This window comes from Enterococcus sp. MSG3290, assembly GCF_050555565.1.
Lineage (GTDB): Bacteria > Bacillota > Bacilli > Lactobacillales > Enterococcaceae > Enterococcus_B > Enterococcus_B faecium.
Genome location: NZ_CP187862.1, coordinates 642,523 through 655,251 on the forward strand (window position 1 = coordinate 642,523; position 12,729 = coordinate 655,251).

The following is a 12,729-nucleotide window of genomic DNA, read 5'->3' on the forward strand; positions in this document are numbered from 1 at the left end:
TACTGTTAAAATAGGTAGCAACTTTTTAATGACGTCTGATGAAAACATCGATGTGGTTACTTAGAAGTGACTCATCACCAGCCGTAATACGCTAAGCCAGTGTGTCTGCTATCACCTACTACAGTGGCATAGGCATATTGGTTCGCTCCAGCATAAGCTGTTCGCCTGTTACCGCCAACAACTGCTGTTGCATGGTGATAGAAATCATAATGATTGAAATTTGACCAAGCACGTTTTTGTCCTATTGGCATAGCAGGCCAACTATGCGTCCCGTATGTCCAATGCCCGCGGTGGATATGGACAGATCCTCTGCTTTCTAAAGGGGCATCCGTTATGAGAGAGGGATCTGTCGTGCCGATCACTTTCCCACTATCATCCAAAATGACCCCGCCTGATCGAGGCATTTGTTCGGTTATCCGTATTTCATTTTTTGAGTCTGTTACTGTGCCAGCGTGGACTTCTGTTTGTGCCATGGTAACGACAGTGCTTCCTAAAAGAAGTCCTATTTTGCAAACTAACGTTATTTTTTTCATTTCTTACTTCCTTTCTTAAATAAATGGTATAGGTGATATTTCCATCAGACAATCTTTATTTTATAGCAAATTAATCCGCTTTCAAAGTAGTGGAACACTATTTTTTTATAAGAATATATTAAGTTTGATCTGTTATGTTATTTAAACTATTGTTTCCTTTGTTTACGCTGTTCAAGGAAAATGGTATGATAAAAGATAACCATATGTTAAATCAATCGGACGGAGGAACAACAGATGAAAGTACTAGTAACAGGTTTTGATCCATTTGGTGGGGACAAAGTGAATCCAGCCTATGAAGCAGTAAAAAAAATGCCAGATGAAATCAGCGGTGCTGAAATCATCAAAGTGGAAGTACCGACCGTATTCGAAAAAAGCAGTCAAGTAGTCAAAGAAGCCATCCAACAGCACCAACCAGATGTCGTGATCTGTGTCGGACAAGCAGGTGGACGGTCAGCAGTCTCGTTCGAACGTGTCGCAATCAATCTAGCAGAAGCAAGAATCCCTGATAATGAAGGAAATCAGCCATTCGATACGGCTTTAGAAGAAAACGGTCCAGCCGCTTACTTTACCTCATTGCCAATCAAAGCAATGACAAAAAATGTACAAGATCATGGTCTACCAGCGTACATCTCTTATACAGCAGGAACATTTGTCTGCAACGATATCATGTATCGTTTGCTTCATTTGATCGAAACACAATTCCCGGCCATTCGAGGTGGGTTCATCCACGTGCCATTCTCACCCGATCAAGTGATCGATCGTCCAGTGGGTACGCCTTCTATGTCTTTAGAAGACATTGCTTCTTCTTTGACTTATGCAGTTGAAGCAGCAGTAGAAAATAAAGAAGATATTTCCGGAAATGCCGGAACAACTCACTAGTTTAGCAAGAAACACTGGCTGGTTGCTAACGTTATGTTAGTAGCCAGCTTTTTGTAATTAGAAAGGAAAGAAACAGCCGTGGAAGAATGGCAATCCGTCTTTGAAGAATGGTTTCCAAAAGAAATCAGCAAAAGCTATCCCATCAAAATTTCTAAACAATACACAAGCAGTCAACGTTGGGAGATCTATGCAAAATTAACGAAAAAACAGCGGGAACTAGTCGATAAGCACCGCCGATATCTAATCAGCTCTCGTTTTATGGAAGAACATTATTTAGCTGCAACAGATTGGGTGTTTTCTGACTTCAAGATCAATCCGTTTTTTCGAACAAAACGAAGCCAGCAAAAATTGTATTGTGAGTGTGGTAGAGAATTAAAAGTGCAATACATCGTTAAATCGCCAAAAACCGGAAAGATCCTAAAACTAGGCATCAACCACTTTGCCGATCACCTGCATGTCTCTCCGACAGTGGCAGCTTCGATCCATCAGGGAATGACAAAAGTTGATCTGGCCTTAGACGAATTATTATGGCTTAAGCAGAAGAATATCGATTTTCCTGAAGGACTATGGCAAAAATACTGTTTTGTCTTGTACCAAAATCGTCGGATGAAACAGCCATATTTACCGGATATAAAATTAGCTCAGCGGCTCGCAGAATTTCGCCAAGTAGAAATGCCGATTTACATAGCGGATTATCAAGCATTGGAAAATGAAATCAAGAAAATAAGTGAACACATCAATGGGCAGCCAAAAAAGCGACAGATAAAAAAAAACTATTTGACGACTTTGCAGAAGAATTAGTAAAGGATGTAGAAGAATTCTTGATCAACTATCGCGCATTTTTACGTAAAGATTGGCAATCCATCGTATATGAAGAAGTGCCAGTACATCCTAATGCTTATTTTGAAACATTTATTTCTGTGTTGAGAAAGACAAAACGTCAACGAACACCAGAAGTCACTGCTCAGATGGAATATTTTGCGAAAAACCAACGATTCATCCAACCAAAAATCTATCTATTTATTTGGAAGCAATATTGTCGCTATGGTTTTACAGAAGGGTTCTTCGACAGCATTCCTCGGATAGTCAGAAATGGTTTTTTAAAAGTATTGCGTAAAGAACGAGAAGCTATACAATCTGCTGATAAGAAAGACCGTACAGTCTCAAAAGAAAAATGGCAACTAGTAGTGAAAGATATCCAATCTGGAAATGTGCAAGAGACAATCGACAAATGGAAAGGAAAACATTATCGTTTTACTGAAGCTCAGAAACAAGCGTTGGAATATTATCAGAAGTTAGAAGAATCACTGCGTTTCAATGATGAGGCAAGAAAGTATCTGAAGGAATTACTATAAAAAATAGAGGCTGGGACAGAAGCGTTTAACTCCAAGAAATAAGAAGGAATTCACGAAAATTGCTTTTCGAATTTTTGTGAATTTCAGCTTATTTCCGAAGGAGTTGCTTCTGCTTCCGCCGTTTATACGTGTTTAGAGCGTGAGACAAAAGTGTTCTTTACTTTTGTCCCACGCTCAGTTTTTTTATGCGTGTTGTTGTGCGTTGTAGTATTCTTCTTCCATTTTTTGCATACGTTCACGTTCTTTTTGGTTATACCAAGGTGAAACGGTAAATGCAAGGACATCATTCAGCAAGTAAACAGAGCTGTTCACGAACATCGCCAAACTTGCAGATCCATGCGTAAATGAAATATACCAAAGGACCATTTGAGCAAGCCCTGAAGCTAACCACCAGTAATATTGGTTGTTGTAACGCAAGAAACTGATGATACCAGCAGTCAAGCTAATAGAAAAAGCAATGGCATCTACCCACGGCCGAGGATCATCTGTATAACGACCAATCAGGAATCCTGAAACAAGATAGACAAGGAAAGTACTGATGATTGCGATAAACCAGCTTTTTCCAGTGAATTTTCGGATTTTTGAAGCCATATTATGATTCCATTCTTTACTTAACAATACGGGGATATCCAATGTGATCATATAAGCAATCTGTTCACCGATACTTAAATAGTTCTTTGCTGAGAATCCAACGATAATAAAACAAATCGCAGACAAAATACCTAAAATACCGTTGACTGATTTTGCCGCATTGATGGATAAAATACACAATACACCAAGCGTGGTACCGATAAATGTAATAACGGACAGCCAAGTGATGGGACTATTGACAAGAGTCATGACCTGGCAGCCAAGACTGAAAAAGAAAAGATAATAATTTTGTTGCGGCCAGCCTTTTAGCTGATGAGCTAAAAACTGAAAATATGACTTCATGTATGAGGACTCCTTAAGACACTAAATGTAGTGTGTTCTGTATTTACTAACACAATCTATTGTATGCTTTTCTTGAAAAAAAACTAGTCTTTCAATTATAAATAATTTGTGTTATGATAATTTTCTGTTTGTTTTCTTGAAAATATAATTTCTTACTTTCATTTATTATATTGGGAACAGGAAGAGTGTCTTGGAGGACCTACTTTCTGTTTTTTTTTTGCCTTTTTTCTTATAAAAAGGAAAAACAGCTATTTTTTTCAATCTGACACATTTACAATGGAACTGGAGATTAATATAGATCCGAGCTTAAACGAAGAATAGGAGTGCTCATATGAACCTTACAACGATCCATCATATAGCCATCATTGTTTCAGATTATCAGAAATCACGTGATTTTTATGTTAATAAATTAGGATTTGAAGTAATCAGAGAAAATTACCGCAAAGAACGAGATGACTATAAATTAGATCTGAAACTAGGAAGTGCTGAATTGGAGATTTTTGGAATTGCTAATGCGCCACAACGACCAAACTATCCAGAAGCTTGTGGCTTGCGTCATCTTGCTTTCAAAGTAGACGATATTGAAGAAACAATTGCAGAATTGCAGTCCTTAGGGATCGAATCAGAACCGATTAGAGAAGATACCTTTACAGGAAAAAAAATGACGTTTTTCTTTGATCCAGACGGATTGCCATTAGAACTGCACGAATAAAGATAACAAAATTGTCACTTTTTTTTCGTTTCATTCGATTTTTCATTCGTTCATTTCTTGATATTCTTTAAAAAAAAGAAACAGGAGAATGAAGAATGAAAAAAATGATGTTTGGTGTTGCTGCCCTCATCGTAATAGGGATTACCGGTATGACGGGACTGCTCAATGCCGCTTTTCACATGGATGATATTAGTGACCAGGAATATCGGATCTCATTGAAAAAAGCAGCAGCAATCGTAAAAAACGAAACAAAAGAACATAACATATCTGCTATTCATTTTGCAGTTGAAAAAGATTTGGAGAATCCTACGAATGCAACATATGAATACCAGTTTTTTTGTGAAGGACAAGTCATAGCAGTCAATCCATCCACTGGGAAAACAACCGTACGAAATGACACGGAAAAGGCCGCAGAACATCTTTTTGATATAGAAAAAACGGAAGAGTTCAAACAACCGCAAGCAGCGATGAAGGAAGCAGTCAGCTACTACGGGAAAAAAGCAAAAGTGAAAGAGTGGACACTTCTAGTCAAAGATGAACGTCCTTATTATAAAGTCCGATTAATAGATGGAGAACAGGACCGTCAGGTATGGATATCTGCATAGAAGAAGGATATTGCTTCTCTTTTTTTCAATATAAGAGTAAGCTAAGAGGGTAAAGATGAAAGGAAGTTGAGATAACATGGAAAAAATGAAATGCCCTAATTGCGGAAAAAAATTTGCATACGAAGAAGTCAATAATGTAGTCGAACATAATGATAAAGAAATGCCAGTCGTCTGCCCTTATTGCCGAACTGAAGCGGCAAGAATCGTTACTCATGGTTATTTCATTACTGAAAAGATTGAAGATTTTTTAAAATAACGATTTTGCGATTTCTTTTTCTGCATGTTAGAATGGAGAAAAGGAGAGGAAACTATGATTCGTTTTGCGAGAAAAGAAGATGCTCCAGAAATCGCCCCATTGATCTTAGTGATTCTAAAAGACATGGAATTGCCATTTTTGAAGCAGACAGGGGAACAAAAGACTTTAGAGATTTTAGAAGAAGCAATCACTGATCCAAATTATCGTTACAGTTATTCACGAGGTATCGTAGAAGAAATAGACGGTAAAGTTGCAGGAGTTGCTTACGGTTATACAGATGAAGAAGAATCAATCATCGATCAGCCACTGGTACCTATCTTAGAGAAATATCAGCTAGATGCGTCTACACGTTTGTTCATTGATAAAGAAACGTTTCCCGATGAATGGTATTTGGACTCTATCAGCGTATCAGAAGATTTTAGAGGACAAGGCATCGGTTCACGGTTATTAGAAGCATTACCTAAATTGGCGAAGAAAGCTAATCGCTCCGTCATCGGTCTAAGTGTGGATGAAAAAAATCCAAAGGCTAAAAAATTATACGAACGCCATGACTTCAAAGTTGTCGGTCAGCGGATGATCAGTGGTCATCTTTATGATCATATGCAAAAGAAATTAAATTGATTTAAATTGTCAAATAGTGAAAAAATAATAATGGTGTAAAGAAGAATGAACGTTACTAAAAATTGAATAGGTTTTAATAAGGTTGTGACAGAAGTGGTCAGCTTCAAGAAATAAGAAGGAATTTACGAAAATTGCTTCTCAAATTTTTGTAAAATTTCGGCTTATTTTTCGAAGAAGCTACTTCTGGAACACCGTGTATCAGAGGTTGTGAAAAAGCTGCCCTGCATCAAGTAATAAGAACAGCCAAATAAAAATAGCTCCTCCTATTTTTCGTTTGGTTGGGCTTATTACCGCAGATGCAAGCTTTTGAACACCGTTTAAGGAAGAGGTTGTGAAAAAGCCGCTTAGTTTCGAGTATTAAGAAAAATTTTGTGAAAATGGCTTTCTACATTTTTGCATAAATTTGGCTTAATACCGAGAAACTGGCTTTTGAACACCGTTTATTCGAAATAAAGGACTGTGACACGATTTTTGTCACAGTCCTATTTGCTATCCGCTGTAAAACTGTATTCGACTCCGAATGAATCTTTCAATCTTGTTTGGTTATCAGCTACCCATGTAAATTCCTTTTTGTAATCTTTTCCGATTAGATAAGTTTTTTTATTATCAGAATCGATTTCCACTCTTCCATTTTTGACTTTCCTGTTGAAACTTTGCAGTAACTCTGGATTTTCAGTAGAAATAGTTTCGGAAGGAAAGTCTTCTTTAATCATTTCAGCCAGTAACAGTCGATCGGTTTCGCTTAACAATTTTGTTGGAGAGGTATTTAAATTTATATTTTGTTTAAATTCTTTACTGATTTCTAAATACCCATTATCTAAAATATAAGTTCCTCTAGTTTGTAAGGTTCCATTAGCTGTAATTTGTTCTATTGTGACATGAGTTATTTTATTGTAATTCGAATTGCAACCGCTGATTATGAATAATAATAACAAATGTGATGTATAAATAGTTCTTTTTAATAACTTTTTTTTCATATGACCCTCTCCTTGAATCTCTATTTTTCTAATATTTTACCATATTTATAAAATAATGGGTAATATAATTGGAGTTTTGTTTGATATGCATAAAAATTCAATGTATAATGAGAGTGTAAAAATAGAAATGGAGGTTTTTTATGATTAAAAATGTTTTTTTATCTGGCTGTTTTTTACTGTCCGTTGCTGTTTTTTTATTAAGTAATAACGGTGTCCATGCTGAAGCAAAAGATTTTAGCTATGGTGAGGATGCTCCTTCTCACATTGTAGAAACCACTATTTTTGATTTCGATCAAATGAAGTTTATCACTATTTCTCCGCAAGCTATATTGACACGTTATTGGACAAGTGGATGGACAACGACTGGAAATCCTGCTCCAGCTGTTGCATTTTTCCAATCTGGAGCCTATCGAGGTTGGCTTGGAAAATATAGGGAAATGCCTGTTTCAAATGGAACTCGAGGATATTATGAGGGATATTTTTATCACCATTCCTTACCTTTACCGATTCCTTCAAAAATAAATTTCAGGGAAGGAGATATATAAGTGAAAAAATTTAAGAACTTATTTATTTTAACAATGGTTATATGGGGATTAACCGCTTTTTCACAAAAAATACATGCCGATACAAATGATTTAAGTGCTGAGCAAGTAATGAGTACTATCAATAGCAGAGGTAGTAAAGTTATTTACCATACAAGACGATCGGCTACTTTAAGCGGTCTAACAAATACAATTATATATAATGATGGTATTTATTGTGGGCAATTATATTTACAAAGTTGGTCTTACGACAAAGATTTTGCTACAGGAAGATTCTGGTATGTAGGGATATACAGAGGGACGGTCAGATCGAATGGAGGATGTCCTATCGGTCGATTAAAGTCTTAATATGTGATAGGAGAATATAGATGGATGAAATAGCACTTTTTTAGTTCATCAAGAGTGTTTGAATACCTCTGCTTCGTGGGGAATTTTGGTATTTTCTATTATTGATAAGAAATATTGGGAGTCGTTACTCGATCAAGTAACGACTCCCAATATCGTAGATTCTTAATTTTGACTTAGAGTTTGAGATTGTTTATTGTTAGCTTGCTTTCATTTTTTCTAGTTCACATCAAATCGATAGGATAAAGGCTTTTCTTTGCTTTTGTCTTTACGGTAGAGCCAGTAATCTAAAACCGCAGCAATACAAATACAAACTGGAGCATCTTCATCATTTGAGACATCCAATACATAGTAATCTCCTGAAAAAAGTGTTGCTTTATCCATTTTCATGATTTGCTGATTGAAATGATGGATTTGATATTGATGATTATAGATATCACCTTGGACTGTCCAGTGAAGTCTACGAATATAATAAAAATCACCGGGCCAATTGAATATTTTCTGCATGGTTCCCACCTTTTCGAACTCTTTATACAGCTCAAAACGCGTACCGAATGTCAGGCTTATCTGCTTGATGTGAGCAACGAGATCGCCATTCATGGCATAAAGAGACAATGCATCGCCCTTTGTTCCCCAGCGACCAACCATCAAAAACAGGGAATGTCCTTTTTCGTTTTTGACAATTGTCCGAGTTGCACGTCCAAGCTGTTTTTCCTGAATGAAAAATTCTGACATCTATATCCCTCTTTTCTAGATAAAACTACAAGTCTTCTGCAATCGCGCGCAATATGGCTTTTCCTACGCCAGATTCAAGGTTTGTGTCCGTTGTATATTTGGCATAATCTTTTACTTCGATTTCTGCATTTCCCATTGCAAAACTGACTCCTGCTACTTGCAGCATGCTGACATCATTGAAGTTATCGCCAATCGTCATGACTTCTTCTAAAGAAATCCCACGCTCGTGAGCGACATGGGCAACAGCAATTCCTTTTTGAGCGTTTTTATGGTTCACTTCGATATTGTTTTGACCAGAGGAAGTAACTGCTAGATCGCCTAAAAGAGAAATCTGCTTTCCAACTGGACCTAATACAGCTGGCCCTTCTGTATGAAAACAAATAATTTTTAGAACTTCCAGATTCTTTTCTTCCAAGATAGCACGAATACTGTCCACGTATGTGATGTGCAATAACTCTAGCTTAGCTGAGGCCATGGCAATCGCCATTTTATACGTAAGGTGAGGTAAATGGGTAGCCACCATGGAAGCAAAACTTTCGATTCGTTTCGCTTGATTTTCAGAATAAAGACCATCGTTGGTTGCTACTTCATAGTAAATACCGTTAGCATCTAGAATATCTAAAACAGAGATTGCTTGATTATTTGGAATCGATACGGTAAACAGTGAATTTCCTTCTTTATCAAATACCTGTGCCCCGTTCAAAGTGATCATCGCACAATCGATTCCTACCTCATCTAAAGCTGCGCGAGCTTCTTGATAGTTTCGACCAGTAGCGACCATGAACTCAACACCGGCATCATTTGCAAAACGTATCGCCTCGGCATTTTCAGGAGAAACACTCATATGGGCATCTAATAATGTGCCGTCCATATCTGATGCAATTAATTTGATCATAATGATTATCGTTCCTTTCTGCTTCTTGTTCCTAGTTTACCATATTAATCAAGTGCTGAGGGTGAAGATTGTCCCTTGTGATTGAAGAAAATGTGAGTTATTCTTTTTATTAGGAGGTGGAGGTTTTGAAAGAAATCATTCATAACAGTTGGCAAGAAGTTTTGTCCTCAGAATTTTCAAAAGATTATTATCTGCATCTAAGAGAATTTTTAAAAAAAGAATATGCGTCCCAAAAGATCCATCCAGATATGTATCATATCTATGAAGCATTGGAATTGACTCCTTATGAAGAAGTTAAAGTGGTGATTTTAGGACAAGATCCTTATCATGGAGAAAATCAAGCTCATGGCTTATCTTTTTCTGTGCAACCCGGCGTAAAGATCCCGCCATCGTTAAGAAATATCTATAAAGAGCTTTATGATGATCTTGGAATCGCACCTGTTCAACATGGAAATCTAGTGTCATGGGCTAAACAGGGAGTCCTTTTACTCAACACCGTTCTTACCGTTCGGGAAGGGCAAGCGTATTCTCATCGCGGGAAAGGTTGGGAAAGATTAACAGACACGATCATTGAAAAATTAAATGAACGGGAAAAACCAATCGTGTTTATCTTGTGGGGAAAACCGGCACAAGAAAAAATCAAAATGATCGATAAGAGTCGCCATATCATCATAACATCTCCACATCCCAGTCCGTTATCTGCAAGTCGTGGCTTTTTTGGTTCCAAACCCTTCTCGAAAACGAATGATGCGCTCCTTGCGTTAGGAGAAGAACCGATTGATTGGCAACTGCCTGAAACAGTGTAATAAAACAGCGCTTTCCTGTTATAGCGCAGTTCGCTATGTATGTGAAAAACTTAATTTTTCCAGCATTTTTGACTGATACAGATAAAATAAACTGTTCTTTTTTTCTGGAATAGTGTATGATAATACATATAAAAACGTCTGGAGGTCATCTTGTGGAATTGTTTGATAGTTTAAGATTTAAGATTGTTCGCCGTGGGATCAAAATCGTTTTCCCGGAAGCTACTGATGCTCGTATTTTAGGCGCAGCTGCCCGGTTGAAAGCAGAAGAACTTGTGGAACCTATTTTAGTAGGGAACGAAGAAGAAATAAGAAATGCAGCGCATGCCAGAGGAATCAAAACATCTAGCTTTACGATCATCAGCCCTGATAATTACGATAAGTGGGATGAAATGGTGGATGCTTTTGTTGAACGCAGAAATGGAAAGGCATCCAAAGAACAAGCAGAAAAGATTTTAAAAGATGTGAATTACTTTGGTACGATGCTTACGTATATGGGGATTGCAGACGGAATGGTCTCTGGAGCGATCCATTCGACTGGCGACACTGTTCGCCCAGCACTTCAGATCATCAAAACAAAGCCTGGCATCAGTCGGACAAGCGGAGCGATGATCATGGTACGTGGAAGAGATCAAGAAAAATATGTCTTTTCGGATTGTGCGATCAACGTGAATCCAACTGCGCAAGAATTGGCTGAAATCGCCGTAGATTCTGCAAAAACAGCAGAATTGTTCGATATCGAACCAAAAGTAGCAATGATGAGCTTCTCGACAAAAGGCTCAGCGAAATCGCCAGAAGTAGACAAAGTAGTTGAAGCAACTAAAATCGCTAAAAAACTAGCGCCACAATACATGATCGACGGCGAATTGCAATTTGATGCTTCTTATGTTCCTTCAGTTGCACAACTGAAAGCGCCAGATTCAGAAGTAGCTGGTCAAGCAACAGTCTTTGTATTTCCAGAATTGCAGTCAGGAAATATCGGCTATAAAATTGCTCAGCGTTTCGGTAACTTTGAAGCAATCGGACCAATTCTACAAGGCTTGAACAAACCGGTTTCTGATTTGTCTCGTGGAGCAAATGAAGAAGATGTATATAAATTATCGATTATCACAGCAGCACAAACATTGATTGATTAACAAATACACGCGAACTAGCCAAAAACAGCAGCTGCTGTTCTTGACTAGTTCATTTTTTCTTTAAAAAAACTTCATTACGCGATATACTGGCAAAAAGAAAGAAGAGCGGGAGAAGATGAAAAATGATCGAACTATCAGGATTAACAATGACAGAACAATTCGCAGAGGCAATTGGTCATTCCGCAATGCCAGGTGACAATCTGATATTGACTGGTGATCTAGGTGCGGGTAAAACAACGTTGACGAAAGGAATTGCCCAAGGATTAGGGATAACGCAAATGATCAAAAGTCCGACATACACGATTATTAGAGAATATAGTCAAGGTCGGATTCCGTTGTATCATATGGATATTTATCGGGTAGCAGCTAGCGGAGCAGATTTAGGGTTAGATGAATATTTTGAAGGTGATGGGCTTTCCGTTGTAGAATGGGGAAATCTATTAGAAGAAGCACTGCCGGAGGATTATTTGGAACTGATTTTAGAAAAAAGTGATACAGATTTAGAAAAGCGGTATGTGAAACTAATCTCATACGGGGAGCAAAGTGAAACCTTCAAACAGCGAATTCTAGAAAAATGGGCTGAAAATCATGAGTGAAGAAGTTGGGATCATCTTGCGGGAAGCAGTGCCAGGAGATGCAAAAGACATTCTTTTGATGATGGGACAAGTCAATAAGGAGACAGAATTTTTAGTTTTGGATGAAGCAGAACTCCTGTTACCACCAGAAACCTTAGAAGAAGAGTTGGATTATATATACGAAAGCAATAATAATTTATTGCTGCTTGCAATCTATGAAGGGACGATTATTGGAACAGCATCTGTCAAGGCAGACAGTCAATTTCGTTTGTCTCACGTGGGAGAAGTCGGTATCAGTATTCTGCAGGAATATTGGGGAATGGGACTAGGCACTCTTATGCTAGAAGAAATCATCAGTTGGGCGAAGGAAATGGGTGTACTTTTTCGATTGGAGCTTGACGTTCAAGTTCGTAATGAAAGAGCCGTACACCTTTACCGAAAAATGGGCCTCCAAATCGAAGCGGTCATGCCTAGAGGGGCAAGAACAGATCTAGGCGAATTTTTAGATGTATATAAAATGAGTTATTTGATTGAATAGAAGAAATAGGAAAAGAGTGAGAAACTGTCATCCTTTTGAGAAGGCAGAAAAACACACGAAGGGACTATGACAAAATACGTGTCACAGTCCCTTTTTCTGAATAAACGGTGTTCAATCAGCTAACCTTCGGTATTAGCTCAAAAAACAGCAAAATATGAGGAACTATTTTGCCGTTTGTTTCTCTAATACTCAGATCAAAACGCTGATTTCACAACCTCTTGGTAAACGGTGTTCAAAAGCTTGCATCTGCGGTAATAAGTCCAACCAAATGAAAAATATCAGAAGCTAT

Annotated in this window: 16 protein-coding genes and 1 pseudogene; 12 read left to right on the forward strand and 5 right to left on the reverse strand. The window is 37.7% G+C overall.

Translation table 11 applies throughout. The features are described from left to right. Positions 1-74: 74 nt before the first annotated feature. Entirely contained in the window at positions 75-533 is a 459-nt protein-coding gene (locus IGL31_RS02940; RefSeq protein WP_002323785.1) for a lactococcin 972 family bacteriocin, read from the reverse strand. Between the two features lie 234 nt (positions 534-767). Here IGL31_RS02940 and pcp point away from each other — a divergent pair, with 234 nt between their 5' ends. Then, positions 768-1,412, forward strand: coding sequence for a pyroglutamyl-peptidase I (pcp, locus tag IGL31_RS02945; RefSeq protein WP_002287081.1), 645 nt, complete (start codon positions 768-770; stop codon positions 1,410-1,412). 78 nt (positions 1,413-1,490) lie between these two features. Beyond that, positions 1,491-2,767, forward strand: a pseudogene (locus IGL31_RS02950) (hypothetical protein). A 183-nt stretch (positions 2,768-2,950) separates the two neighbouring features. Here IGL31_RS02950 and pnuC read toward each other — a convergent pair. Continuing rightward, positions 2,951-3,700: a nicotinamide riboside transporter PnuC gene (gene pnuC, locus IGL31_RS02955; RefSeq protein ID WP_002287078.1), complete on the reverse strand. Its 750-nt coding sequence runs from the start codon at positions 3,698-3,700 to the stop codon at positions 2,951-2,953. Between the two features lie 331 nt (positions 3,701-4,031). On the opposite strand from pnuC, the gene gloA2 reads away from it, so the two are divergent. From gloA2 to IGL31_RS02975, 4 genes are all read left to right on the forward strand, one after another. Continuing rightward, positions 4,032-4,412 carry an SMU1112c/YaeR family gloxylase I-like metalloprotein gene (gene gloA2 / locus IGL31_RS02960; protein WP_002287076.1) on the forward strand — a complete coding sequence of 127 codons (381 nt, stop codon included), beginning with the start codon at positions 4,032-4,034 and terminating at the stop codon, positions 4,410-4,412. A 95-nt stretch (positions 4,413-4,507) separates the two neighbouring features. Next, a complete protein-coding gene (locus IGL31_RS02965) occupies positions 4,508-5,017 on the forward strand; it encodes a hypothetical protein (RefSeq protein WP_002287075.1) in 510 nt (169 codons plus the stop codon). Positions 5,018-5,093: 76 nt separating this feature from the next. Next, positions 5,094-5,273, forward strand: coding sequence for a hypothetical protein (locus IGL31_RS02970; protein ID WP_002291570.1), 180 nt, complete (start codon positions 5,094-5,096; stop codon positions 5,271-5,273). Positions 5,274-5,327: 54 nt separating this feature from the next. After that, positions 5,328-5,894, forward strand: coding sequence for a GNAT family N-acetyltransferase (locus IGL31_RS02975; protein WP_002299952.1), 567 nt, complete (start codon positions 5,328-5,330; stop codon positions 5,892-5,894). Positions 5,895-6,376: 482 nt separating this feature from the next. Here the strand turns inward: IGL31_RS02975 and IGL31_RS02980 are convergent, their stop codons facing one another. Beyond that, complete coding sequence (locus IGL31_RS02980) at positions 6,377-6,871, reverse strand: hypothetical protein (RefSeq protein ID WP_086299842.1); 495 nt, start codon at positions 6,869-6,871, stop codon at positions 6,377-6,379. A 140-nt stretch (positions 6,872-7,011) separates the two neighbouring features. On the opposite strand from IGL31_RS02980, the gene IGL31_RS02985 reads away from it, so the two are divergent. Both IGL31_RS02985 and IGL31_RS02990 read left to right on the forward strand, forming a co-directional pair. Then, positions 7,012-7,416, forward strand: a complete 405-nt coding sequence (locus tag IGL31_RS02985) for a hypothetical protein (protein ID WP_086299841.1) — start codon at positions 7,012-7,014, stop codon at positions 7,414-7,416. Further along, positions 7,417-7,761 carry a hypothetical protein gene (locus IGL31_RS02990; protein WP_086299840.1) on the forward strand — a complete coding sequence of 115 codons (345 nt, stop codon included), beginning with the start codon at positions 7,417-7,419 and terminating at the stop codon, positions 7,759-7,761. It begins immediately after the preceding gene. 216 nt (positions 7,762-7,977) lie between these two features. Here IGL31_RS02990 and IGL31_RS02995 read toward each other — a convergent pair whose 3' ends face one another. Together IGL31_RS02995 and IGL31_RS03000 are read right to left on the reverse strand one after the other, a co-directional pair. After that, positions 7,978-8,493, reverse strand: a complete 516-nt coding sequence (locus tag IGL31_RS02995) for an LURP-one-related/scramblase family protein (protein WP_002291449.1) — start codon at positions 8,491-8,493, stop codon at positions 7,978-7,980. Positions 8,494-8,518: 25 nt separating this feature from the next. After that, entirely contained in the window at positions 8,519-9,388 is an 870-nt protein-coding gene (locus tag IGL31_RS03000; RefSeq protein ID WP_002287072.1) for a Cof-type HAD-IIB family hydrolase, read from the reverse strand. A gap of 125 nt (positions 9,389-9,513) precedes the next feature. Here IGL31_RS03000 and IGL31_RS03005 point away from each other — a divergent pair, with 125 nt between their 5' ends. From IGL31_RS03005 to IGL31_RS03020, 4 genes are all read left to right on the forward strand, one after another. Continuing rightward, the gene (locus tag IGL31_RS03005; protein ID WP_002287070.1) at positions 9,514-10,194 is read left to right on the forward strand and encodes a uracil-DNA glycosylase; all 681 of its coding nucleotides are present in this window, start codon (positions 9,514-9,516) and stop codon (positions 10,192-10,194) included. 152 nt (positions 10,195-10,346) lie between these two features. Beyond that, positions 10,347-11,327, forward strand: a complete 981-nt coding sequence (gene pta / locus IGL31_RS03010) for a phosphate acetyltransferase (RefSeq protein WP_002291445.1) — start codon at positions 10,347-10,349, stop codon at positions 11,325-11,327. Between the two features lie 122 nt (positions 11,328-11,449). After that, positions 11,450-11,923 carry a tRNA (adenosine(37)-N6)-threonylcarbamoyltransferase complex ATPase subunit type 1 TsaE gene (tsaE, locus tag IGL31_RS03015; protein ID WP_002287066.1) on the forward strand — a complete coding sequence of 158 codons (474 nt, stop codon included), beginning with the start codon at positions 11,450-11,452 and terminating at the stop codon, positions 11,921-11,923. Then, on the forward strand, positions 11,916-12,440 hold the full coding sequence (locus tag IGL31_RS03020) for a GNAT family N-acetyltransferase (RefSeq protein ID WP_086299839.1): 525 nt from the start codon (positions 11,916-11,918) through the stop codon (positions 12,438-12,440). The genes tsaE and IGL31_RS03020 overlap by 8 nt, the downstream gene beginning before the upstream one ends. The last annotated feature ends 289 nt before the right edge of the window (positions 12,441-12,729 follow it).